The following is a 22,965-nucleotide window of genomic DNA, read 5'->3' on the forward strand; positions in this document are numbered from 1 at the left end:
TTGCAAGGGTGGGCGCGCGGGAAGCATCACTGCGGCACCGACGCCACCCAGGCGTTCATCGGGTCGGCGCACGGGCGCGCCCAGTTGGAGAAGCTGCCGGTGGCCGGTCGCCTCGTGGACTGAACGACCGTGGCCGCTTTTGGCCACCCGGCTAGAATCCGACCGGACGACAAGATGACACTCCCCCGTCGACCGAGCCCGCGGCCGTCCGACGGGGACGGTTGGGGGGATCAGGTGCACGTGCGAGTGGCAGGTGCGGCGCTGACGGCGCTGGTTCTGCTGAGCGGCTGCGGCGGTGCCGGCGGCGACAAGCCCGAGCAGGGGAAGCAGCCGAAGACCATCGAGGAGGCCGCCGCGGCCGTCGCCGCCGGACTGTCCGCCGGATCCCTCAAGGACGTCCCGCTGCGCAGCGGCGACCCGGCGGCCGACCTCCCCGTCCTGCTCCGCGGGCTGCACGGGTTGCAGCCCAAGGTCACCGTGCAGGAGGTACGCCGGGCCGGCAACACCGCGACGGTCGACTTCGACTATGCGTGGCCGCTGTCCACCGAGTGGACCTACGAGACCAAGGCGACCATGGTCAACGAGTCCGACACCTGGAAACTGGTCTGGGAGCCGGCGGTGCTGCACCCGAAGCTGACCGCGCACAACCGGCTCGAGCGCAGCCGCACCAGCACCGACCGGGGCACCATCACCGGCCGCGGCAGCACCGTGCTGGTGCAGAACACCCCGCTGCAGATGCTGGGGCTGAACAAGGCCGCGGTGCCCGATCCGGGTGACCAGCAGGCGTCCGCGGAGACGATCGCCAATCAGCTCAACCTCGACCCGGTCCAGTTCCTGGAGAAGGTGCGCGCCGCGGGTGCCAACGCGTTCGTCGACGCCGCCCCGGTGCGTACCGAGGAGATCCCCGCCAATTTCACCCGCACCAAGGGTGCGGACTCGCGTACGGTGACGCTGCCCGCGGCGAAGAGCGCAGGATATGCCCAGGCGCTGCTCGGCGGGGTCGGTTATGCCGGGGAGAAGGAGGTCGCCGAGTCCGGCGGCACCGTCTATCCCGGTGATGTGCTCGGCACCAGCGGGCTGCAGAAGACGTTCGACGCCAAGCTGCGCGGCCGCGGCGGCAACAAGGTGTTCCTGGCTCCTCGCGACTCCCAGCCGGGCAGCGGCCGGCCCACCTCGGACACCCTGGTCGCCGACTTCCCCGACGCCCCCGGTGGAACGCTGGAGACCACCATCGACGACGACGTGCAGTCCCGGGTCGAGCAGGCCGTGGGGAAGGTGAAGCAGCCGGTCTCGGTGGCGGTGATCCGGGTCGGCAACGGCGCGATCCTGGCCGCGGCGGACTCCCCCGCCGCCCGCGCCCGCAACGAGTCGACCACCGCCCGGATCGCGCCCGGGATGGCGAACGCCAACGTGACCGCGCTAGCGCTGCTGCGCTCCGGCGTCCGCCTGAACGACAAGGTGACCTGTGAGAAGTCGGTGACGGTCGAGGGACTGGTGGTGGAGAACCCGAAGGGGTTCAGCTACAACGGCAGCTCGATGACCCTGGAGCAGGCACTCGCCCGAGGTTGCCGGACAGCCGTCGCCCAGGCCGCCGGACGGCTGCAGGCCGACGAGCTCTCCCGTGCCGCCCAGTCACTGGGGATGGGCCGCACCGTCGACCTCGGCACCCCGAACAACTTGGGCGCGGTGGAGCGACCCACCGGTGCTCGCGCCACCGCCGAGACGGCGATCGGGCAGGGCCCCGGCGTCCAGGCCTCGGCGCTCGCCCTGGCCGTGCAGGCCGCCTCGGTGCAGGCGAAGAAGCCGATCACCCCGGTGCTGGTGCCCGAGCGCACCCCACTGGCCGCCGACGGCGTACCTCCGTTGACCGAGGCGGAGAGCAAGGCGCTGCAGGCGATGATGAAGGCGTCTCCGGGTTCCTACGGCAACTTCAGCAACGTGGTCACCGGCGAGGCCGACGGACGCCAGGTGCTCGTCGGCTATTCCGACGCCTTTGCCGTGGCGATCGTGATCGGCAACGCCGGCGACAGCTCGGCGCCCAGCCTGAGCACCCTGGGCCGGGCGATCACCAGCACCGGGCGCTGATGCGGCGCGCCACCCTGGGCGCGGTCGGCGTGCTGCTGCTCGGCACCGGCTGCCACGCGAGGCTGTCCTCCCCGCCGGTCCCCAAGCCACCGGACCCGGCGCCGCAGGTGCAGGCGGTGGTCGACGGGCTGCAGCGCACCGACCTCACCGGCGTCCCGGCCACCCAGGACGCCGCCGGGCAGCTGGCCGAGATCGTCCGCGGCATGGACGGCGTACGCCCGAAGGTCGCCGTCAGCGAGGTGCGGACCGTCGGCGACGTGAGCACGATCGGACTCGACTACACCTGGCCGTTCGCCGCGGCCGGCTGGACGTATCACTCGACCGCCACGATGAACTTCCGCGACGGACAGTGGGTCCTCGACTGGACCCCGCAACTGGTGCACCCGCAGCTCGGTCCCGACACCCGGCTGGTGCACACCCACACCGCCGCCACCCGCGCTCGCGTGGTCGGGCAACAGGCTGTCGTGATCGCGTCCACCCAGCCGGTGCTGCGGATCGGCATCGACAAGTCCCGGGTCGATCCCGGGCAGGTCGAGGCTTCCGCCCGACGGCTGGCCCAGCTGTTCCAGCTCAACGCCGACAACTTCGTGGCGCGGGTGCGGGCCGGGGGTGCGGCGCAGTTCGTGGAGGCGATCACCCTGCGGCCCGAGGCCCCGCAACCGGAGGGCTGGCGGCAGGTGCCCGGCGCGATCGGCGTACCGAAGAATCAGACCATCCTGACCGATCGGGAGTTCGCTCCCGAGCTGATCGGCGGCACCGGTGAAGCCACCCCCGAGCAGGTGACTTCCTCTGCCAATACACTGTTTCCCGGCGACGAGGCGGGCACGAGCGGACTGCAGAAGCGGTTCGACGAGCAGCTGCGCGGCAGGCCCGGCGCCAAGGTGTCGCTGGTGGCGCGGAGCTTGCCGACGCCGACTCCGGGCGCCAGCGCGAGCCCTCGCCCCACAGCGAGCGCGAGCCCCGGCGTACGCCCGATCGTGCTGTTCGACGCCCCGGCCGCCCCGGGGAAGGATCTGCAGCTGAGCCTGGACGCCGCCGCCCAGCGCAAAGCCGAGCAGGTGATCGGTCGAGCGGCCGGATCCGCTTCCCTGGTGGCGATCCAGCCGTCCACGGGTCGGGTGCTGGCGGCCGCGAACTCAGCCGGCAGTGGCGGCAATCCGGATGCGACCTTCGGCCGGTACGCCCCCGGCTCCACCTTCAAGGTGGTCACCGCGCTCGCCCTGCTGCGCAGCGGGATGACCCCGGAGAGTCAGCTGAACTGCACCGAGACCGTCACCGTGGATGGCCGGACATTCAAGAACTACAACGATTTCCCGGCCTCCCGGGTGGGGCGGTTGAGCCTGGCCGATGCCCTGGCCTACTCCTGCAACACCGCGCTGATCGCCGAGCACCAGCGGATCAGCCCGCAGCTGCTGCGGGAGGCGGCGGTCAGTCTCGGGCTGGGCACCGACTATGACGCGGGTTTCCCGTCCTTCTTCGGTTCGGTCCCGGACCCGAAGAACACCGTCGGCAAGGCGGAATCGCTGATCGGGCAGGGATCGGTGGAGGCCTCACCGATGGCGATGGCGGCCGTGGCCGCCTCGGTGCAGGCCGGACGTACCGTGATCCCGACGATGGTCGACGGCCGCCCCGCACCGGCACCGCCGGTGCCGCTCACCCCCGACGAGGCGGCCGCGCTGAAGCGGATGATGGGTCAGGTGGTCAACCAAGGCACTGCCGGATTCCTGAAGGGGACCGCCGACGGCGCCAAGACCGGTACCGCCGAATATGGCACCGCGGTCCCCCCGCGCACCCACGCCTGGATGATCGCCCAGCGCGGCGACCTGGCGGTGGCCGTCTGGGTGAACGACGGTGACTCCGGCTCCAAGACCGCCGGCCCCCTCCTCCAGGCCTACCTCCGCTGACCCCCGCTGGCTGAGTCTGTCGAAGCCTGCTTACGTCCGGTGGTTGCGGCGGAAAGGGCGTCCCGCCCAACGTCCAGTTTCCACGCCCCTTATGTTGGCTGAGCTTGTCGAAGCCATCTGGCCAGCGGAACGTTGGCTGAGCAAGCGAGGAACGAGCGAGTCGAAGCCTCTCGGGGAGGCTGTGACTGGAGTGGCCAAAGATTTTCAAACTTTTTCTGCCCACACAGCCATTTCGGGCCGTTTTCGGGGTCGGACTGTCAGACCCGACTGATGTACTTGAACCATGAGCACAGCAGCCGACACCCCCACGGTGATCACCGCGGTGTCGATGCTGCCCGAGCTCGACAACCTCGCACTGCTCACCGACGAAGAAGTCCTCGCCCTGATCGAGAGGGCCGATGCCCAGGTTGCCGCGGCCCAGGCCGCTCGCGCGCAGCTGGTCACCGAGGCGCAGCAGCGCGAAGCCGCCGAACGAACCCACCTGTGCTCGACCGCCACGTTCCTGACCCGGCAGCATCGCCACAGCAGCCGCGAGGCACGCCGGATCGTGAAGCAGGCAACGACTCTGTTCGGCCGCTTCAGCCTGATCGCCGAGGCCGCGTGCGCCGGACTGCTGTCGGACAGCCAGGTCCGCGGCATCCTCACCGGGCTGCAGAACCTCCCCGACACTCTATCGGCCGCGGAGTTGGATCGGGCGCAGGAGCTGATGGTCGGGTTCGCCGCCGACTTCGCCCCCGACGACCTGCGCAAACTGTCGCTGCACGTCTGCCAGACCATCGATCCCGACGGCACCGACGCACATGAGGCCGCCCGGTTGGAGGCCGAACGGCTGCAGGCCGAGAAGAACCGACGACTCTCCCTGGCACCCGATCACCACGGGTCCTACCTCCTCGCCGGCAAACTCCCGCTCGCTGACGGGGAAGAACTGGCCGCGTTGTTGAAGGCCCACGAGTCCGCACTCTGGCGCGCCGCCACCGAGACCGACGCAATCCCGCCGACCCGGCCGCAAATGCGAGCCGACGCGTTGATGATCCTGGTCCGCCGCGCCGCGAAGGTCGGTGATGCACCCCGCAACGGCGGCGATCGTCCGCGGATCTCTGTGCTGGTGTCGTTGGAGACGCTCCGCACCGGTCTGGGTACGGCGCAGGTGTCGTGCGGGGAGCAGCTGTCCGCCACCGAACTCCGCCGGCTGGCCTGTGATGCCGACATCCTGCCGATCGTGATGAACGGCAAAGGCGTGCCGATGGAGGTCGGCACCCCGCACCGCCTGGTCACCCCAGAGATCCGTGCGGCATTGGTCGCGCGGGACAAGGGGTGCGTGTTCCCCGGCTGCACCCATCCGCCCGAGGACAGCGAAGCCCACCACATCCAACCGTGGTGGGCGTACGGCCCGACGAAACTGTGGAACCTGGTGCTGCTGTGCCCCCACCACCACCGCCAGGTCGAACCCGCGCGGGATCGACCCTGGAACGCAGACAACCCCGAACGCTGGGCCATCCGCCTCGACGAAGACGGCCTCCCGTTCGTGATTCCACCGACGTGTTTCAACGCAGACCGCACGCCACGGCGTCATGCCCGCTTCCGATTCCCCAGACCCTGTGACCCGAACGCTCCCTGAACCGAGGAGCGCCAGCGACGAGTCGAGGTGCGCTCAGCCAACGGTGGCCTGGAAACTGGACCTTGGGCGCTGAGGTGGTGGAGGCGGAAAGGGCGTCGGGGCGTGGTCGGGCGTACCGAGCTGAAGACCAGACCGGCGCCAGCACAAACCCAACCCGCCAGCGAGGTGGGCGGGACGCCCTTTTCGCCGCAACCACCGGACGCAACCACGCTTCGACAGGCTCAGCCAGCATAGGGCTGCGACTCGCAAGCTCGCTCAGCGAGCGCAGGGGGAACCTGTGGAATGGCTGAAGAAGCGCGAGCAGGACTGCACGGATCGCACCAGAGCGCATCAAGATTGGGGTATGCCACTGACCGAGGCCCAGGCCATCACGCGACTGCTCGACCGGTTCGCCTTTTCGGCGACCCCGGTCGAGCGCGACCGAGCGACCAAGGCCGGATTCGAGGCCACCCTGAACGGGCTGCTCAAGCCCACCGGTGCCGACCCGGGTGCGACCGCCACCCCCGCCCCCGCACTGAAGCCGCAGCCGAAGCGGAACGCCGACAACCCCGATGCCCGCCGCCAGGCGCAGCAGATCGAGCAGGAGAACCGGGTCGCCCTGGGCCGCTGGTGGCTGGCGCGGATGGTGGCGGCCCAGCACCAGGGCGTGGAGCGGCTCACCTGGTTCTGGCACGGCCACTTCGCGACCAGCTTCAGCAAGGTCCGCCCGGTGTCGCTGATGCTGACCCAGAACGAGACCTTCCGACAGCACGCCCTCGGTGACTTCCCCACCCTGGCGAGGAAACTGCTCGTCGATCCGGCGATGATCCACTGGCTGGACGGGCAGAAGTCGACCGTCAAGGCACCCAACGAGAACCTCGCCCGCGAGTTCATGGAGCTGTTCACGCTCGGCGTCGGCCGCTACAGCGAGACCGACATCCGCGAAGGTGCCCGAGCCCTCACCGGCTGGGTGATCACCGACGAGAAGGCGGAGCTGCAGCCCAGACGGCAGGACCGAAAGCCCAAGACCATCTTCGGCCGGACCGGCGACTTCGACACCGCCGGCTTCGCCGACCTGGTCCTGGCCCGACCCGAGGTGGCCGACTTCGTCGTCGGCCGGCTCTGGTTCCGACTGGTCGGCGACCACCCGATGCCAGCGCCGACCCGAGCCCGCATCCTCTCCGCCTGGCGCGGTGGAGACATCGCCGCGGTGCTGGGCGCGATCGCCAGCGACCCCGCCTTTCGCGACGAGACGCTGTCGCTGGTGAAGTCTCCGGTGGAATGGCTGGTCGGAGTGCTGCGCGCCGTCGGCGGCCAACCGAAGGACTGGTCACCCGAAGACCTGACCAGGGCCAGCCAGGCCCTGCGCGCCATGGGCCAGCAGCCGTTCAACCCGCCGAGCGTGGGCGGCTGGCCGCCCGACTCGCTGTGGCTGAACACCGCCACCGCGGTGGCCCGGGCCACCTTGGCCGAGCTGACGGCCACCCGCTCCGGCTTCGAGAAGGAAGCTGCACAATCCACCGTCGACGCCCGGATCTCCCTGCTCGCCAAGAAGTTCGGCGTCGAGTGGACGTCCCGCACGACGGCGGCGCTGAAGAGTGCCGACAACCCACGGTCGCAACTGGTGGTGGCGGCCTGTTCCCCCGAGGTGGTGGTCTCCCGATGAGCTTCTCCCGACGCAACTTCCTGGCCTGGTCCGGTGCCGCGGCGACCCTGGGCGCGCTGAACGGCAGCGGGTGCAGCTGGACCCACACCCCGGCCCAACTGCAGCAGGGCGCGGCCGACAACCCGCTCGACCCGCGGTCCGGGGTGCTGGTGCTTGTCACCCTGTACGGCGGGAACGACGGTCTGAACACCGTGATCCCGGCCGGTGACAAGGCCTACCAGGACGCCCGTCCCGACCTGGCGTACCGTCCCGATGAGGTGCTCGATCTCGGCGAGGGACTGGGTCTCAACCCGGGCATGAAGGGGTTCAAATCCCTGTGGGACAGCCAGAAGCTGGCGGTCGTCCGCGGGGTCGGCTATCCGCAGCCGGACCACAGTCACTTCCGGTCGATGGCCATCTGGCAGACCGCCGACCCGAAGACCCCCCAGCCCACGGGGTGGCTCGGCCGCTGGCTGGACACCACCGGCGACCCGATGCAGGCCGTGTCGGTCGAACCGGTCCTCCCGCCGGTGCTGGTCGGCACCAGGATCGCCGCGACCGCCTGCCCGCCCAAGGGACTGCACCTGGGCCGTGGCGCGACGGCCGGACCGCTGGCGATGCTGGGCCGCCCCGATCCCGGTGACAGCCCGCTGCAGGCCGCGGCGGCCCACTCACTGGGTGAGGTCGGGCGGATCGGGAAGGCACTCGATCCGGCCGTCCACCGGGCGCGCGAGGAGAACAAGACCCCCCAGGGCGGTCAGGGCTCCCCGACCGGGGGCCAGGACGCCCTGGAACTGCAGCTCGACCTGGTCGCCTCGATGATCGAGCTCGGGGTCCCGGCGCGGGTCTACTCGGTGTCGCTGGGCGGGTTCGACACCCACGCCGAGGAGAAAGTCAGTCAGGAGGCGCTGGTCGGACACCTGTCGGAGAGCCTGACGCGGTTCCAGCAACGCCTCGACGCGACCGACCGCGGCAAGCAGGTGGTCACCATGGTGCACTCGGAGTTCGGGCGCCGGGTCCGCGCGAACGGGTCCGACGGCACCGACCACGGCACCGCCGGCCCGATGTTCCTGATCGGGCGCGGCGTACGCCCCGGCTTCCACGGGGACCAGCCGAGCCTGACCGACCTCGACGACGGCGACCTGAAGTCGACGCTCGACTTCCGACAGGTGTACGCCAACGTGCTGCACCGGGTGCTGGACGCCGAACCGGCCCGCTTCCTCGGCGGCTACGCCAAGGAGCTCGACGTGCTCGGCTGAGCCCGTCGACCCCGCTCAGTCGGCGTGCGTCCGCGACAGCGGCAGGGTGAGCATGAACCGGGCCTACTGCCGGGTTCGCTCGGCAGGCAGACCACGTCGCCGCCGTGCGCCCGGCGTACCCGCGGGCGATGTTCAACCCCAGCCCGGACCCGCTGCCGGGGTCCTCCCCTCGCAACCGCACCATCCGTTCGAAAATGCGTTCCCGTTCGTGATCGGGTATGCCGCGTCCGGAGTCGGTGACGCTGACGACGGCCAGGCTGCCGTGCTGCGCCAACCCCAACTCCATCCAGCCACCGCCGGGGGCTCGGCGGCGTAGCGGACGGCAGCGCACCACCAGCTCGGCCATGGCGAACGGTTTCACCAGATGGTCGTCGGCGCCCTCGGCCAGCCCGCGGACCCGGTCGACCACCGTGTCGCGGGCGGTCAGCATCACGTCGAGCACGACCAGTTCGGGGGAGAACCCGGCCAACGTGTGTTCCAGCTCGGAGCCGTCGGCCAGCGCGGTGACCTCGAACCCCTGCCCGCGCCGCGCCGAACGCACCGCGAGCCGGATGGCGTCGGAATCCTCGATCAGCAGGATGCGGCTGGCCATCACCCCATCCTGCCCGGTCACCGGTCCGCCGTTCAGCCGGACTGGCCGCGCAGCCTCTCCACCCGGCTCAGCACCGGGGTGGCCAGCACGCCGTGCACCACGACGGAGAGCACGATGGTCAGGGCGGCGGTGGCCCACAGCTGCTCCTCCTGCGGGAAGGCGGCCTTGCCGGTGGCGTACGCCAGGTAGTAGATCGTGCCGATCCCGCGTACGCCGAAGAAGCCGATGGCCAACTTGTCGGCGCGGCGCAGCGGGCGACCCGCGACCTGCTCGTTGCGGTCGGCGATGGCCAGTGACAACCACCCGGCGAGCGGTCGGATCACGAACACCAGGCCCACGGCGACCGCCACCGACCCCCAGGTCAGCACGTTCAGCATGCCGCTGGACAGCGAGATCCCGATCAGCAGCAGGATGGTCAGCGTGAGCAGCCGCTCCAGCCGCTCGATCATCTGGTGCATCAGCGCGTGGTAGTGGCTGTGGCGCTCCACCGAACGCATCGTCATCGCCGCCGCGAAGACGGCCAGGAAGCCATACCCGCCGGCCACCTCGGCGACTCCGTAGGTGAGCAGCAGCACCGCCAGGGCGAGCAGCGGTTCGCCCTTGTCGGCCACCCGCAGCGACTCGCGCGGTGCCCGGAACGCGACCCGGGACACCAGCCACCCGACGGCGGCGCCGATCGCCACGCCGATGACCACCTTCCCGACCAGCTCCCAGGCGATCCAACGCCACACCCACTCGGTCGGCGACCCGAGGGAGACCAGCAGCAGCGCGGCATAGACGAACGGGAAGGCGAGCCCGTCGTTGACACCGGCCTCGGAGGTGAGCGCGAACCGCACCTCGTCGGTCTCGTCGATGTGCTCGGCCTCCCCGTCTCCGTCCTCGACGTCCGCGACCGCCTCGTCCCCCTCGTTCTTGTGTCCCTGGGCGGGTTCCGGGGTCGCCGGGCCACCGACCTGGACGTCGGAGGCCAGCACCGGGTCGGTCGGGGAGAGCGCGGCACCCAGCAGCAGCGCCGAGGCGGGAGCGAGCCCGAGCACCCCCCACGACAGCACGGCGACCCCGGCGATCGTCAACGGCATCGCGATCCCGAGCAGTCGCCAGGTGACCGCCCAGTCCCGCCACGATCGCAGCCGGCGCAGTGAGAGCCGCCGGTCCAGTGCCAGCCCCACCCCCATCAACGCGACCAGCACGCACAGCTCCGTGAGGTGCAGGGTCACCTCCGGGTGACTGAACGGTGAGAACGCCCGCTCGTCCAGGGGCAGCAGGCCGATCAGACCCCCCACACCGACGAGCACCAGCGGGGCCGACAGCGCCCACCGGGCGAGGGCCACCGGCAGCACCACCGCCAGCGCCAACGCTGCCCCGCCCAGCAGGTACACCAGGTCTGTCGACATGTGGGTATTCATACTCCACGCGTCCGCAACGCCGCCCGACTGGACACCCCGCGGACGGATCACCGCCAATGAGACCATGACGCCATGAGCGCGATCCTTCGAGTCGGTTGACCTCTCTGCTGGCCGCCCTGCCGCTGCTGGTGGCGATCCTCGGACTGGCGTTGCGGCTGCGGGCGCTGACCGCCTCGTTGCTGTCGGTGGCGGTGGCCGTGCTGCTGGCGCTGACCGTCTTCCGCACCCCCGCCGCTGCCTGGTACGCCGGGCTGGCGGGCCTGACCCCGACGGTGCTGGAGGTGCTGGGGGTGCTCTTCGGCGGGGTGCTGCTCAACCTGGTCCTGAACCGCACCGGCGCCCAAACGGTGATCGCGGCCTGGGTGGAGCGCAGCTGCGCCGGGCAGCGGGAGCGGGCGGGGTTGTTCATGGCCCTCGGTCTCACCCCGTTCGCCGAGTCGGTCACCGGCTACGGCCTCGGGGCGATGATCGCCATCCCGCTGCTGCGGCACCTGGGCTTCGATCGCACCCGGGCACTCACCCTCGGCCTGCTCGGGCTGTTCCTGACCACCTGGGGTGCGCTCGCCCCGGGTGCGCTGGTGGCGGCCGCCCTGGGCGGGGTCGACGTGATCGCGCTGAGCGTCCGCAGCGCCGAGCTGGCGATCGTGGCCATCGTGCTGACCGGACTGACCGCCCAGGTGCTGGCGCTGGGCCGGCGGGCGCTCCGGCTCACCCCGCTGCTCGACCTGCTGCTGATGTCCGCGGCGACGTGGGGGGTGCTGATCGCCACCAACCGGCTGCTCGGGCCGCCGCTGGCCGGCGTGCTCGGCTCGCTGGCAGCGACCCTGGTGATGCTGCTCCGTTTCCGGCTGGCCGGCGCCCGGCCGGGCCTCGACCGGGTCACCGCCCGCGCCCTGCTGCCCTACGGGGTGCTGGTCGCCGGGCTGCTCGGCTGCGGGGTCGCGCTGCGGCTGACCGGCGCGACCGGCGCCTGGACCCTGCTCGGCCACGGCTCGCTGTGGCTGCTGGTGACCTGCACGGTCACCCTGCTCCGGGAGCGCACGCCGCTGCCGCAGGTCCGGCAGGACCTGACCGCGGCGCTGCTCCGCTGGTGGCCGGTCGGCAGCGCCACCGCGGGGTTCCTGTTCCTGGGCGCGGTGCTGACGCTGACAGGGATGAGCGGCCAGGTGGCCGTCGGGCTGAGCGCCGCGGGGGCGGCGTACGCCTTCCTCAGCCCGTTCGTCGGTGGACTGGGCGGGCTGGTCAGCGGCACCGCGGTCGGCGCCAACGCGATGTTCGCCGCCAGCCAGGCCGAGGCGGCGGTACGCCTGGGCATCCCGGCGCTGGAGCTGGTCTCGGTGCAGAACCTGACCGCCGGGGTGCTCACCATGGCCGCGCCCACCCGGGTCGCGCTGGCGCTGGTCCCGGCCGCGGCGACCAGTGACACCGACGATCCGGCCGATCGGCTGCGGACCGAGGTCTCGCTGCGCTGGTTGATCGGGCTGTGCCTGGTCATTCTGACCTGCCTGGGGCTGCTGGAGCTGGCACTGCTTCTCACCCGGTGACCAACTTGTAACCTGAGAGAGCACTCACAGGTCTTCCTCAGGATCGGCGGCCTGCCTAGGTTGTTGTGATCCTGACCACAAGTCGTCCCACCCCGATCTCAACGAGGAGACCCAATCAATGAAACTGCAACGTCGTGCTGCCACGATCGTGGCCGCAACGCTCACCGTGACCAGCCTGGCCGCCGCACCGGCGTACGCCGGGAACCCCAACTCCGGGGACAAGCTCGCCAAGGCCGTCAGCGCCGAGGCCGTGATGCAGCACCTGAGCCAGTTCCAGAAGATCGCCGACGCCAACGGTGGCAACCGGGGCGCCGGAACCGCCGGCTATGAGGCCTCCGGCAGTATGTGGAGAAAACCCTGGCCGCGGCCGGCTATCAGACCCAGCGGCAATACTTCGACTTCGTCTACGAGCACGTCAACGCGACCTCGCTGAACGAGCTCTCGCCGACCGCCCGGGCGGTGGAGCACCACCCGATGAGCTATTCACCGAGCACCGGCCCGGCCGGAGTGACCGGTGAGCTGGTCGCTCCGGCGGTTGCCACCGGCTGCACCGCCGCCGACTGGGCCGGCGTCCAGGCCACCGGCAAGATCGCGCTGGTCAGCCGCGGTGTCTGCGCGTTCGCAGAGAAGGCGAAGGTTGCCAAGGCCGCCGGCGCCTCGGCCGCGATCATCTACAACAACGCCGACGGCGCCCTGAACGGCACCCTCGGCGCACCCGGCAACGACTACGCCCCGGTCACCGGAATCACCCGGGCCGACGGGCAGGCGCTGCTGGCCGAACTGGCGCAGGGTCCGGTGACGATGAGGTTCGTGCTGGACAAGGTGGTCGAGAACCGCCGCACCTTCAACATCCTGGCCGAGACCCGGACCGGTCGCGCCGACAACGTCGTGATGCTCGGCGCACACCTGGACAGCGTCGGCGACGGCCCGGGGATCAACGACAACGGCTCCGGCAGCGCCGCGATCCTGGAGACCGCGGTCCAGCTCGGCAAGGTCAACAAGGTGAACAACAAGGTGCGCTTCGCCTGGTGGGGCGCCGAGGAGCTCGGCCTGCTCGGCTCCGACCACTACGTCAACAACCTGGTCGAGAACAACCCGGCCGAGCTGAAGAACATCGCCGGTTACCTCAACTTCGACATGGTCGGTTCGCCGAACCACATCATCGGCGTCTACGACGCCGACCAGTCGACCTATGAGGCTCCGGTCGAGGTGCCCGAGGGCTCGGCGGCGCTGGAGAAGCTGTTCACCGATCGTTTCGACCAGATCAAGCAGCCGTGGGTGGACACCGAGTTCTCGGGTCGCTCCGACTATGACGCCTTCATCACCAACGGCATCCCCGCCTCGGGGCTGTTCACCGGCGCCGACGGCAAGAAGACCGCCGACGAGGTGGCCAAGTTCGGCGGCACCGAGGGCGTTCTCTACGACCCGAACTATCACACCCCGGCCGACAACCTGGGCAACATCAACCGCGAGGCGATCGCGATCAACATCAAGGCGATCGGACACGCCACGGGCACCCTGGCGTACGACACCTCGATGGTGAACGGGAAGACCAGCCGCGGGAAGTCCGGCAAGCCGACCAAGGTCGACCGACAGGTCGCCCCGAACCACGTGGCCGCCTGACGGGAGACCACGGGTCAATATTTTCGGGGACACGGTCACAAATGGGTGTGACCATCTGATAGAAATGCACAGGTCGGGCCCGCCCTCCCCCGAGGGGCGGGCCTCGACCCTTTTCCGGTGAAGACCCAGCTGCAAGGAGAACGATGGCCCAGGGCGAACCCGACCAGGTGCCGGCCGACGGGCTGACCACCCGGCAGCGGCGCAATCGCCCACTGCTCGCCATCCACACCGGGGAGGGCAAGGGCAAGTCGACCGCCGCCTTCGGGCTGGCGCTGCGCGGCTGGCACCAGGGCTGGTCGATCGCGGTCTTCCAGTTCGTCAAGAACGGCAAGTGGCGGATCGGCGAGGAGACCGCCCTGCGTACGCTCGGCCGGGTGCACGAGGAGACCGGCCAGGGCGGGCCCGTCGACTGGCAGGTGATGGGCGCCGGCTGGTCCTGGCGCCGCAAGCAGGGCACCGAGAACGACCACCAGGAGCAGGCGGCCGAGGGCTGGGCCGAGGTGAAACGGCGGCTGGCGGCCGAGCAGCACGGGCTGTACGTGCTGGACGAGTTCACCTACCCGATCAAGTGGGGCTGGCTGGACGTCGACGAGGTGTGCCGGACGCTGGCCGATCGTCCCGGCTTCCAGCACGTGGTGATCACCGGACGCGACGCCCACCCGCAACTGGTCGAGCAGGCCGACCTGGTCACCCACATGACAAAGGTGAAACACCCGTTCGACACCGGCCAGAAGGGGCAACGCGGGATCGAGTGGTGAGCGGCCGGGGGTTGCGGCGTACGCCTAGCAACGAGTCATGGATCTCCACGCGGCACGGACCGCTCTCGACGGCGCCCAGCACGACCTCGACGGCATCAACACCGACCTCGCCCGACTGGCCGAAACCCTGCCCTGGTTGGAAGACCTGGCGGATCGGGTGCTGAGCAGGGCGGCCACGATGCCGACCACGCTGGTGATTTAGGGCAGCAGCCAGCTCAGCCCCTCCATCCGCGGATTCGCCTTCCACGGGTCGTCCTCGCCCCGGTCGGCCCGTTGTGCGCTCCACACGATCACCGCGCCGAAGATGAGATAGACCACCGCGATCAGGTCCCAGAAGGCGAGTTGCAGATAGTCGGCCATCGGCAGCATGTTCATCACGAACAGCACACCGACCGCGACCAGCAGCAGTTCGGCCACGACGAAGATCGGCCACAGATGGCGAGTCACGTCCGACAGTGTGATCCATCCGCGCCCGGCCCGCTAACCGCTGACTAGGGTGAACCGGTGGACGATGGACTGCGCTGGCACGGCGACGACGAGCTCTCCGACGGGTTGATCGACCTGGCCGTCAACGTGCGGCAGCCGTCCCCGCCCGACTGGCTGGCCGAGGTGCTCGCCGGCACGATCTCGCGGCTGGGCGCCTATCCCGACGCCCGGCCGGCGCGGGCCGCGATCGCCGCCCGGCACGGCGTGGGCGAGGAGCTGGTGCTGCCGACCGCCGGCGGGGCCGAGGCGTTCACCCTTCTCGCCCGCGGCCTTCCCACCCGGTCGGCGGCGGTCGTGCATCCGCAGTTCACCGAACCGGAGGCGGCACTGCGGGTCGCCGGCGTACCGGTGCGGCAGGTGCTGCTGGAGGGCCCGGCGTACGCCCTCGACCCGGGCCTGGTGCCCGAGGAGGCCGACCTGGTGGTCGTCGGCAACCCGACCAATCCGACCGGGGTGCTGCACCCGGCCGAGGCGCTGCGGGGGCTGTGCCGCCCGGGCCGGGTCGTGCTGGTCGACGAGGCCTTCTCCGATGCGGTGCCGGGCGAGCCGGAGTCGCTGATCGGGCCCGGCATGTCCGGGTTGCTGGTGGCCCGGTCGCTGACCAAGACCTGGTCGCTGGCCGGCGTACGCGCGGGTTATGTCGTCGGCGACCCGGAGCTGGTCGCGCGGCTGGCCGAACAGCAGCCGCACTGGTCGGTGTCCACCCCGGCGATCGCGGCGATGGTGGCGACCGCGACGCCGGCGGCGGTGGCCGAGGCGGAGGCCGCCGCCGTGCGCCTGGCCGAGCACCGGGCGCACCTCGTCGACGGGCTGACGCGCGCCGGACTGGAGGTGGTCGGCGGCCAGCACGCCCCGTTCGTCCTGGTCCGCGGATCGGAGGGGTTGCGGGAAACCCTGCGAACCAAGGGATTCGCGGTACGCCGGTGCGACACCTTCCCGGGGCTCGGGGCGGAGTTTGTCCGGCTCGCCGTGCGCGAGCCGGCGGTGACCGACGCCCTGCTGGCCGCCGTTCGAGGCTAGGCTGGGACTCCCGCAGTTCGGAAGCCGGTGCAATCCCGGCACGGTCGCGCCACTGTCACAGTCAGACCCGGCCGCGGGGTGCATCCACCACGAGCGGGGCGCCGAACCCCGGAAGGAGGCCGTGATGGCCGTTTCGCCACCCGATGAATCCGTACGCCAGCAGGCCCGCGAACGCAGCGACGCCCTGGCCAAACCGCTCGGCGCGCTGGGCCGGCTCGAGGAGCTCGGCGCCTGGATCGCCGCCTGCCAGGGCACGTGCCCGCCGCGGCCGATCGAGAACGTCCGCGCGGTGATCCTGGCCGGCGACCACGGCGTGGTCAGCCGCGGGGTCTCCGCCTATCCCGCCGAGGTCACCCCGGCAATGGTGCGCGCGTTCACCTCCGGCCGCGCGGCGATGAACGTGCTCGCCCGCCAGCACGGGGCCAGCGTCCGGGTCTATGACCTCGCCGTGGACGCCGACCTGTCCGACCTCGGCCCCGAGGTGACCAAGCACAAGGTACGCCGCAGCAGCGGTTCGATCGACGTCGAGGACGCCCTCAGCACCGCCGAGGTGGCCGAGGCGCTGCGCGCCGGCTGGGAGATCGCCGCCGAGGAGGTCGCCGCCGGGGCCGACCTGCTGGTGCACGGGGACATGGGGATCGGCAACACCACCCCCTCGGCCGCGCTGATCGCCGCCAGCCTGGGGCTGAGCGCCGAACAGGTGACCGGCACCGGGACCGGGCTCGATGAGGCCGGCCGGCGGCACAAGGCGTCGGTGATCGAGGCCGCGCTGGGTCGCGCGGACTCCCGGGTCGCCGACCCGATCGACCGACTGGCCGCGCTCGGCTCGGCCGACCTGGCCGCCGGCGTCGGTTTCCTGGCCGGGGCGGCCGACGCCCGGGTCCCGGTGCTGCTGGACGGGGTGATCTCGGTCGCCGCCGCCGTGGTCTGCGAGGACTACGCCCCGGGATCGATGGCCTGGTTCGCGGCCGGACACCGCTCCACCGAGCCGGCCCAGGCGTACGCCCTGGACAAGCTCGGGCTGACCCCGCTGCTCGACCTGCAGCTGCGGCTCGGCGAAGGATCCGGGGCGATGGCGGCGGTGCCACTGGTGCGGTCCGCGGTCGGGGTGCTGCGGGAGATGGCGCTGCTCTCGGACCTGGTGGGCTGAGCCGTGTCGGCGCTCCGGGACGGTTGGTGGTGGGCGGTGGGCACGCTCACCGTGCTGCCCACCGGACGCTTCGACACCTCGCCGGCGGCGGCCCGGGTGATGATCATGGTGGCACCGTTCGCGGTGCTGCCGCTGGCGCTGCTCGCCGGTGCGGCGACCCTGGCGGGCCGGGTGCTCGGTGCGCCGGATCTGATCGTCGGGCTGCTCGTGGTCGGGCTGCTGGTCGCCGGGACCCGGGCGATGCACGTCGACGGGCTGGCCGACGTGGCCGACGGCTTCGGCGGCGGCTGGACCCCTGAGCGTGCCCGCGAGCTGTTGAAGCGCGGAGACATCGGGCCGATGGCGCTGGTGGCGCTGGTGGTCTCGCTCGGGCTGCAGGTGGTCGCGGTCGGGGAGTTGGTGCGCGAACCCCGCGGTTGGCTGCTGGTGATCGGGACCGTCGTGCTGTCCCGCTGGGCGTTCGCGCTGTGCTGCCGGCAGGATGTACCGGCGATGCCGGGATCGGATCTCGGGCACGCGCTGGCCGGCCGGTTGCCGACGGCGCTGGCGATGGTCTGCGTGGTCGGCATCGTGGGCGGCTGCGCGCTGCTCGGCTGGTACGCCGGGGAGTCGGCCTGGCGCGGGGCGCAGATCGGGCTGGCCGCGCTGGTCGTCGTGCTGTGGCTGATCAACCGGTCCAAGCGGGTGTTCGGCGGCGTGAACGGCGACGTGATGGGGGCCTCGATCGAGCTGGCTATGACCACCATGCTGATCGGCTGGGCCCTGTGAAGACCGTGGTCACCGGCGGCGTACGCTCCGGCAAGTCGTCGCATGCCGAACGGTTGCTGGGCGAGCACGGATCGGTGGTCTATCTGGCGCCGGGGCCGCCGGTGGATCCGGCGGCCGATCCCGAGTGGGCGCGCCGGGTGGCGGCCCACCGGGCGCGGCGGCCGGAGAAGTGGCGGACCGTCGAGGGTGCGGACGTGGCCGGGCTGCTGCCGGGGCTGCAGGGTGCGGTGCTGCTGGACTGCCTCGGCACCTGGTTGACCGGGCAGCTGGACGCGGTGAACGCGTGGGGTGACGCCGCCGGCTGGGAGGCGGAGATCGAGCGGCGGATCGCGGCGCTGGCAGCAGCCTGGGCGGCGTACCCGTCGGACGCGGTCGCGGTCACCAACGAGGTCGGCTGGGGGCTGGTGTCGGAGCACCGGTCGGGGCGGATCTTCGCCGACTGGCTGGGGCGTACCAACCAGGCGATCGCGGCCGCCAGCGACGACGTCTGGCTGGTCGTGGCGGGGCGTACGCTGCGGCTGTAGTCCTTGCTGGGCTCAGTTTCCGGGGCGCGGCTGCCAGGTGCAGACGCAGGCCTCGTTGCCCTCGGCGTCGGCGAGCACCCACCAGGCGGGAGCATATTCGTCGGTGACCAGGGTGCCGCCGGCCGCCACCGTGTCGCGGACCCGCTGCTCGGCCTCATCGGCCGCCACGATCACGTCGATGTGGATCCGGTTGCGCTGGTCGCGGCGCTCGTCGGTCTGCTGGAACCAGATCGACGGGCCGCTCTTGGCCGGGTCGACCAACTCGTCGTCACTGGTGCGCCGGTAGCCGTAGACGGCCTCCCAGAACGGCAGGATCGCGCCGATGTCCTGGGCGTCGATCGCCAACTGGGTCTCGGTGACCCCGGTCAGGTCGACGGTGCCGTCGCTGACCTTCACCACCGGATTCACCGCCGAAGCGAGGTCGACGTCACGCCCGGAGATGCCGCCCACGTCGTGGCTGCTCAGCGCCAGGTGCACCTTGTTGTAGCGGATGTCGATCTCCGGATGGTGGTTGAGGTCCTCGGCCAGGTTGCCGACCCGCTCCACGAACTCCAGCGCCCGCCGGAAGTCGGCGAACTTCACGGTCAGGTGCATCCGGCCCTGGAGCAGCCGCCACTTCGGCATCGCCTCGACGGCCTGCTCGTCGGTGAGCTTCTGGTCGGGCCCGTAGGGATTGGACATGCCCCCACCGTAGGCCGTGCCCGGTCCGCCCACCACCCCCGCCCAGCGAGGGCTCAGCGGCAGCTGGTCACGGATTGACTCTCAACTCTCCAAGGGCCCCCGAATCGGGGCGTTTCGGCCGTTGAGTGGCACGCGATGACCAGGACCCCCTCCTAAACTGTCCGCCGTGCCCGCACCTGCTCTGCTGCTCGGCCTGCTTGCCGATGAACTGTTCGGCGACCCGCGCCAGGGGCATCCGGTGGCCGGATTCGGGCGGCTCGCCCAGGCTCTCGAGCGACGCACCTGGCGGGACGACCAGCTCGCCGGCATCGCCCACGAGGCGATCCTGGTGGGTGGCGTCGCCGGCGCCGCCGCTGCCCTCCAGCGCGCGACCACCGGAACCGGCTGGCGGCTTCCGGTGACCGTCGCGGCCACGTGGGTGGTGCTGGGCGGCAGCAGTCTGCGCCGAGAGGCCGCCGCGGTGGATGCGCTGCTCTCGGCCGACGACCTGCCCGCGGCCCGGCAGCGGATCCGCAACCTGGTCGGCCGCGACCCGAGCAACCTGGCCGCCGACGAACTGGCCCGGGCCTGCGTCGAGTCGGTCGCCGAGAACACCTCGGATGCCGTCGTCGCCCCCCTGTTCTGGGGAGCGGTCGCCGGCCTCCCCGGGCTCCTCGGCTATCGCGCGGTGAACACCCTCGACGCGATGATCGGCCACCGCACCCCGCGGTACCGCAACTTCGGCTGGGCCGCCGCCCGGCTCGACGATCTCGCCAATTGGATCCCCGCCCGGCTGTGCACGGCCCTCACCATCGCCGCCGCTCCCCTGGTCGGCGGCTCCTCGACCGCCGCCCTCCGAGCCGTACGCCGGGACGCCCACCACCACCCGAGCCCCAACGCCGGCCCGGTCGAGGCAGCCTTCGCCGGCGCCCTTGGCGTACGCCTCGGCGGCCGCAACAGCTATCAGGGCCAGGTCGAGGACCGCGGCACCCTCGGCGACGGACCCCCGGTCACCCGCGCCGACATCGTCCGCGCCAACCGCCTGGCGCTGATCGTGAGCCTCGGCGCCGCGGCCACCGCCGCGCTGCTGGGGCGTACCCCTAGGCTGGCGAAATGAGCACACCGATCCGCGTCGTCTTCGTCTGCTGGGGCAACATCTGCCGCTCGCCGATGGCGGAACGCGTCGCCGAGGGGTACGCCCAACGGCACGGCATCGCCGGGGTCGAGTTCAGCTCCGCCGGGGTCAGCGCCGAGGAGCTCGGCAACCCGATCGACCCGCGCGCGACCCGCGTCCTCGAAGACCACGGTTATCGCGCCGACCGCCACCGGGCCCACCAGATCACCGCCGAGGAGATCGACGCCGCCGACCTGGTCATCTCGATGGAGGACCTGCACACCGGCCGGATGCGGCGCCTGCACCCCCGGCGCACCGACCACCTCCGCCTGCTCACCGACTTCGACCCGGACGCCGAGCGCGGCTCAGGCGTACCCGACCCGTGGTATGGCGACGCCGACGGGTTCGACGACACCCTGGCCAGCGTCGAGGCGGCCATGCCGGGCGTGTTCGAGGAGATCGAACGGATCCGCGCGAGCCGCTGACCGACTCGCTCCGCCCGGTGGATCAAGCGACATCACGCACACTGATGGAAGAATGACCCCATGCACATCCTCGTGGTTGACGACGACCAGGCCGTCCGGGACTCCCTGGCGCGCTCCCTGAAATACAGCGGCTACGAGGTGACGACCGCCAGCGACGGGGTGGAAGCCCTGGCCCGGCTCTCCGCGACCCGACCCGACGCCGTGATCATGGACGTGATGATGCCGCGGCTCGACGGCCTGGAAACCACCCGCATGCTGCGCTCCACCGGCAACGACGTGCCGATCCTGGTGCTCACCGCCCGCGACGCCGTCGGCGACCGGGTTGACGGGCTGGACGCCGGCGGCGACGACTACATGGCCAAGCCGTTCTCGCTGGAGGAGTTGCTGGCGCGATTGCGGGCCCTGGTCCGGCGTGCCGGCAGCGGCAACGAGCCCGACGACGACGGCCGCTCCGAGACCCTCTCCTTCTCCGACCTGAGCATGAACCCGCAGACCCGCGAGGTGTCGCGCGCCGGTCGCCACATCAGCCTGACCCGCACCGAGTTCGCCCTGCTGCAGACGTTCATGGAGAACCCGCGCCGCGTGCTCGAGCGGGGCTGGCTGCTCAACGAGGTGTGGGGGTTCGACTTCCCGACCACCGCCAACTCGTTGGAGGTCTACATCGGCTATCTGCGCCGCAAGACCGAGGCCGACGGTGAGGTTCGTCTGATCCACACGGTTCGCGGCGTCGGTTACGTATTGCGCGAATCAGCCCCGTGATCCGCCGGCTGCGCCGGTGGTTGGGCACCCCTTCGCTGCAGCGCCGGGTGGGCACGCTCACCGCCGTGGCGGTGTTCCTGGGGGTCGCCCTGACCAGCGTGGCCGGGTATGTCAGCGCCCGCATCTCGCTGTATGACCAGCTCGACAATGAGCTGACCGCCCTGGCCAAGCTCACCGGCGACACCGTCGGGTCCGACCTGCAGACCATGGGCGGGATGGACGCCGACTCCCTGCGCGCGGTGAACGTCACGGTGATCCTGCTGAAGGCCGACGGCACCACCGTCCGCGTCCCCGGGGAGCGGGTCAGCCTCGAACTCGGCCCCGACGAACTGGCCCTGGCCCGCCTGCAGCAGGGCTCCTCAACCCGCACCGGGACCGCCAGCGACGGGTCGGCGTACCGGATCGCGGCCGTGCCGCTGCCCCAGGCCGACGGGCGCTATGCGCTGGTGCTGGGTCGCCCGCTCGCGCCGACCCTGGCGATCCTGGACAGCCTGCGGATCGTGCTGACCGTGGTCGGCTCGATCGGCGTGGTGCTGGCGACGATGGTCGGCTCGATCATCGCGCGAAGTTCGGTACGCCCGGTGGGCGAGTTGTCTGCGGCGGTCGCACGAGTCACCCAGACCGACGTGCTCGACCCGATCGAGGTGCACGGCAACGACGAGCTCTCCGAGCTGACCCGGCAGTTCAACACCATGTTGCACTCGCTGGCGTCCTCCCGCGCCCGGCAGAACCGGCTGATCGCCGACGCCGGGCACGAGCTGCGCACCCCGCTGACCTCGCTGCGTACCAACATCGAACTGCTCGTCGCCGACGAGAAGACGCACATGCTGCCCGAGGGCGCCCGCCGCGAGATCCTGTCCGACATCGCCGCCCAGCTGGCCGAGTTCACCTCGCTGATCGGTGACCTGGTGCAGCTCTCCCGCGGCGACCAGGTACGCCCCGCGCGCGAGCCGGTCGACCTGCGCGACGTGGTCAACGCCGCCCTGCAGCGGGTACGCCGCCGCGGCCCGGGGCTGTTCTTCGACGTGGAGCTGAACCCGCTCTATCTGATCGGCGAACCGGACACGCTGGAGCGGGCGATCACCAACCTGCTCGACAACGCGGTGAAGTTCTCCCCGCCCGGTGGCACGATTCGGGTGCTGCTGGAGGGCGATCAGCTGCGGATCTCCGACCAGGGCCCCGGCATCGCCGAGGACGATCTGCCGCACATCTTCGACCGGTTCTATCGCTCGGACCGCGCCCGCAACACCCCCGGTACCGGCCTGGGCTTGTCCATCGTCGCCCAGACCGTCGCCCGCCACGGCGGCTGGGTCCGCGCCTCCCGCTCCGCCGAGGGCGGTGCCGAGTTCACCGTCCGCCTCCCCGGCCGCACCACCCGCGAAGAACTCCTCGCCGAAGAACTCGTGTAACGCCCGCTGTTCTCTTAAGGGCGGTTCGCGCCCGGGCGGTGAGCGTCGGTAAGGGCGCCTCTGGAAGAGCACCCAGGAGAAATCCCGCGTCACCGAGTCCCAGCCGTCAGAGCAGCCGCGTGGATTTCGACGACTGCGATGAAGAGCGGGGATTGGGCGCCCGGGCGCGAGCCGCCC

General features: G+C 71.1%; 21 protein-coding genes and 1 pseudogene. 18 read left to right on the forward strand and 4 right to left on the reverse strand.

Annotated elements, in window-relative coordinates; all coding sequences use genetic code 11:
• The 6 genes from CGZ93_RS19695 (at position 1) to CGZ93_RS01615 (ending at position 8,490) form a co-directional block, all read left to right on the forward strand.
• Positions 1-123 (forward strand): hypothetical protein, encoded by a 123-nt coding sequence (locus tag CGZ93_RS19695; protein ID WP_267489702.1) that lies wholly within the window; start codon positions 1-3, stop codon positions 121-123.
• A 117-nt stretch (positions 124-240) separates the two neighbouring features.
• Entirely contained in the window at positions 241-2,085 is a 1,845-nt protein-coding gene (locus CGZ93_RS01595; RefSeq protein WP_176451587.1) for a penicillin-binding transpeptidase domain-containing protein, read from the forward strand.
• Positions 2,085-3,989 carry a penicillin-binding transpeptidase domain-containing protein gene (locus tag CGZ93_RS01600; protein ID WP_094362385.1) on the forward strand — a complete coding sequence of 635 codons (1,905 nt, stop codon included), beginning with the start codon at positions 2,085-2,087 and terminating at the stop codon, positions 3,987-3,989. The genes CGZ93_RS01595 and CGZ93_RS01600 overlap by 1 nt, the downstream gene beginning before the upstream one ends.
• A gap of 283 nt (positions 3,990-4,272) precedes the next feature.
• Positions 4,273-5,607, forward strand: a complete 1,335-nt coding sequence (locus CGZ93_RS01605) for an HNH endonuclease signature motif containing protein (RefSeq protein ID WP_094362386.1) — start codon at positions 4,273-4,275, stop codon at positions 5,605-5,607.
• A gap of 343 nt (positions 5,608-5,950) precedes the next feature.
• On the forward strand, positions 5,951-7,252 hold the full coding sequence (locus tag CGZ93_RS01610) for a DUF1800 domain-containing protein (protein WP_094362387.1): 1,302 nt from the start codon (positions 5,951-5,953) through the stop codon (positions 7,250-7,252).
• Positions 7,249-8,490 (forward strand): DUF1501 domain-containing protein, encoded by a 1,242-nt coding sequence (locus tag CGZ93_RS01615; protein WP_094362388.1) that lies wholly within the window; start codon positions 7,249-7,251, stop codon positions 8,488-8,490. The genes CGZ93_RS01610 and CGZ93_RS01615 overlap by 4 nt, the downstream gene beginning before the upstream one ends.
• 130 nt (positions 8,491-8,620) lie before the next feature.
• Here the strand turns inward: CGZ93_RS01615 and CGZ93_RS19985 are convergent.
• A pseudogene (locus CGZ93_RS19985) lies at positions 8,621-9,082 on the reverse strand (ATP-binding protein); the annotation flags it as partial.
• A 32-nt stretch (positions 9,083-9,114) separates the two neighbouring features.
• Positions 9,115-10,476: a cation:proton antiporter gene (locus tag CGZ93_RS01625; RefSeq protein WP_094362390.1), complete on the reverse strand. Its 1,362-nt coding sequence runs from the start codon at positions 10,474-10,476 to the stop codon at positions 9,115-9,117.
• A gap of 107 nt (positions 10,477-10,583) precedes the next feature.
• On the opposite strand from CGZ93_RS01625, the gene CGZ93_RS01630 reads away from it, so the two are divergent.
• From CGZ93_RS01630 to CGZ93_RS18675, 4 genes are all read left to right on the forward strand, one after another.
• The gene (locus CGZ93_RS01630; protein ID WP_094362391.1) at positions 10,584-12,032 is read left to right on the forward strand and encodes an L-lactate permease; all 1,449 of its coding nucleotides are present in this window, start codon (positions 10,584-10,586) and stop codon (positions 12,030-12,032) included.
• A 345-nt stretch (positions 12,033-12,377) separates the two neighbouring features.
• A complete protein-coding gene (locus CGZ93_RS01635) occupies positions 12,378-13,655 on the forward strand; it encodes a M20/M25/M40 family metallo-hydrolase (protein ID WP_229117120.1) in 1,278 nt (425 codons plus the stop codon).
• A 143-nt stretch (positions 13,656-13,798) separates the two neighbouring features.
• The gene (gene cobO / locus CGZ93_RS01640; RefSeq protein ID WP_094362392.1) at positions 13,799-14,413 is read left to right on the forward strand and encodes a cob(I)yrinic acid a,c-diamide adenosyltransferase; all 615 of its coding nucleotides are present in this window, start codon (positions 13,799-13,801) and stop codon (positions 14,411-14,413) included.
• Between the two features lie 37 nt (positions 14,414-14,450).
• Complete coding sequence (locus CGZ93_RS18675; protein WP_176451588.1) at positions 14,451-14,615, forward strand: hypothetical protein; 165 nt, start codon at positions 14,451-14,453, stop codon at positions 14,613-14,615.
• On the opposite strand, the gene CGZ93_RS01645 is transcribed toward CGZ93_RS18675, so the two are convergent.
• Positions 14,612-14,860 carry a hypothetical protein gene (locus tag CGZ93_RS01645; protein WP_094362393.1) on the reverse strand — a complete coding sequence of 83 codons (249 nt, stop codon included), beginning with the start codon at positions 14,858-14,860 and terminating at the stop codon, positions 14,612-14,614. The two genes, CGZ93_RS18675 and CGZ93_RS01645, sit on opposite strands and share 4 nt — an antisense overlap.
• Positions 14,861-14,917: 57 nt before the next feature.
• Between CGZ93_RS01645 and cobC the strand changes: the two genes are divergently transcribed.
• The 4 genes from cobC (at position 14,918) to CGZ93_RS01665 (ending at position 18,361) form a co-directional block, all read left to right on the forward strand.
• Positions 14,918-15,919 (forward strand): Rv2231c family pyridoxal phosphate-dependent protein CobC, encoded by a 1,002-nt coding sequence (gene cobC, locus CGZ93_RS01650; RefSeq protein ID WP_094362394.1) that lies wholly within the window; start codon positions 14,918-14,920, stop codon positions 15,917-15,919.
• A 124-nt stretch (positions 15,920-16,043) separates the two neighbouring features.
• On the forward strand, positions 16,044-17,069 hold the full coding sequence (gene cobT / locus CGZ93_RS01655; RefSeq protein WP_094362395.1) for a nicotinate-nucleotide--dimethylbenzimidazole phosphoribosyltransferase: 1,026 nt from the start codon (positions 16,044-16,046) through the stop codon (positions 17,067-17,069).
• Between the two features lie 3 nt (positions 17,070-17,072).
• Entirely contained in the window at positions 17,073-17,837 is a 765-nt protein-coding gene (locus tag CGZ93_RS01660) for an adenosylcobinamide-GDP ribazoletransferase (protein WP_094362396.1), read from the forward strand.
• Complete coding sequence (locus CGZ93_RS01665) at positions 17,834-18,361, forward strand: bifunctional adenosylcobinamide kinase/adenosylcobinamide-phosphate guanylyltransferase (RefSeq protein ID WP_229117121.1); 528 nt, start codon at positions 17,834-17,836, stop codon at positions 18,359-18,361. Before CGZ93_RS01660 ends, CGZ93_RS01665 begins: the two co-directional genes overlap by 4 nt.
• A gap of 12 nt (positions 18,362-18,373) precedes the next feature.
• On the opposite strand, the gene CGZ93_RS01670 is transcribed toward CGZ93_RS01665, so the two are convergent.
• On the reverse strand, positions 18,374-19,042 hold the full coding sequence (locus CGZ93_RS01670; protein ID WP_094362397.1) for a 4a-hydroxytetrahydrobiopterin dehydratase: 669 nt from the start codon (positions 19,040-19,042) through the stop codon (positions 18,374-18,376).
• 166 nt (positions 19,043-19,208) lie between these two features.
• Here CGZ93_RS01670 and CGZ93_RS01675 point away from each other — a divergent pair, with 166 nt between their 5' ends.
• Genes CGZ93_RS01675 through CGZ93_RS01690 form a run of 4 tightly spaced genes read left to right on the forward strand, consistent with a single transcriptional unit; the run spans position 19,209 to position 22,788 of the window.
• On the forward strand, positions 19,209-20,138 hold the full coding sequence (locus CGZ93_RS01675) for a cobalamin biosynthesis protein (protein ID WP_229117122.1): 930 nt from the start codon (positions 19,209-19,211) through the stop codon (positions 20,136-20,138).
• Complete coding sequence (locus CGZ93_RS01680; protein WP_094362398.1) at positions 20,135-20,620, forward strand: low molecular weight protein-tyrosine-phosphatase; 486 nt, start codon at positions 20,135-20,137, stop codon at positions 20,618-20,620. Before CGZ93_RS01675 ends, CGZ93_RS01680 begins: the two co-directional genes overlap by 4 nt.
• Positions 20,621-20,680: 60 nt before the next feature.
• Complete coding sequence (locus tag CGZ93_RS01685) at positions 20,681-21,379, forward strand: response regulator transcription factor (RefSeq protein ID WP_094362399.1); 699 nt, start codon at positions 20,681-20,683, stop codon at positions 21,377-21,379.
• Entirely contained in the window at positions 21,376-22,788 is a 1,413-nt protein-coding gene (locus tag CGZ93_RS01690; protein WP_094362400.1) for a HAMP domain-containing sensor histidine kinase, read from the forward strand. The genes CGZ93_RS01685 and CGZ93_RS01690 overlap by 4 nt, the downstream gene beginning before the upstream one ends.
• The last annotated feature ends 177 nt before the right edge of the window (positions 22,789-22,965 follow it).

Origin of the sequence: Enemella dayhoffiae (genome assembly GCF_002250625.1) — a bacterium.
In the GTDB taxonomy this organism is placed as follows: domain Bacteria; phylum Actinomycetota; class Actinomycetes; order Propionibacteriales; family Propionibacteriaceae; genus Enemella; species Enemella dayhoffiae.

Bases quoted from the DNA above. Each gene is read 5' to 3' on its own strand.
- CGZ93_RS01600 (WP_094362385.1), top strand. From the start codon at position 2,085: ATGCGGCGCGCCACCCTGGGCGCGGTCGGCGTGCTGCTGCTCGGCACC.
- CGZ93_RS01605 (WP_094362386.1), top strand. From the start codon at position 4,273: ATGAGCACAGCAGCCGACACCCCCACGGTGATCACCGCGGTGTCGATG.
- CGZ93_RS01610 (WP_094362387.1), top strand. From the start codon at position 5,951: ATGCCACTGACCGAGGCCCAGGCCATCACGCGACTGCTCGACCGGTTC.
- CGZ93_RS01615 (WP_094362388.1), top strand. From the start codon at position 7,249: ATGAGCTTCTCCCGACGCAACTTCCTGGCCTGGTCCGGTGCCGCGGCG.
- CGZ93_RS01625 (WP_094362390.1), bottom strand. From the start codon at position 10,476: ATGTCGACAGACCTGGTGTACCTGCTGGGCGGGGCAGCGTTGGCGCTG.
- cobO (WP_094362392.1), top strand. From the start codon at position 13,799: ATGGCCCAGGGCGAACCCGACCAGGTGCCGGCCGACGGGCTGACCACC.
- CGZ93_RS18675 (WP_176451588.1), top strand. From the start codon at position 14,451: ATGGATCTCCACGCGGCACGGACCGCTCTCGACGGCGCCCAGCACGAC.
- cobT (WP_094362395.1), top strand. From the start codon at position 16,044: ATGGCCGTTTCGCCACCCGATGAATCCGTACGCCAGCAGGCCCGCGAA.
- CGZ93_RS01670 (WP_094362397.1), bottom strand. From the start codon at position 19,042: ATGTCCAATCCCTACGGGCCCGACCAGAAGCTCACCGACGAGCAGGCC.
- CGZ93_RS01680 (WP_094362398.1), top strand. From the start codon at position 20,135: ATGAGCACACCGATCCGCGTCGTCTTCGTCTGCTGGGGCAACATCTGC.
- CGZ93_RS01685 (WP_094362399.1), top strand. From the start codon at position 20,681: ATGCACATCCTCGTGGTTGACGACGACCAGGCCGTCCGGGACTCCCTG.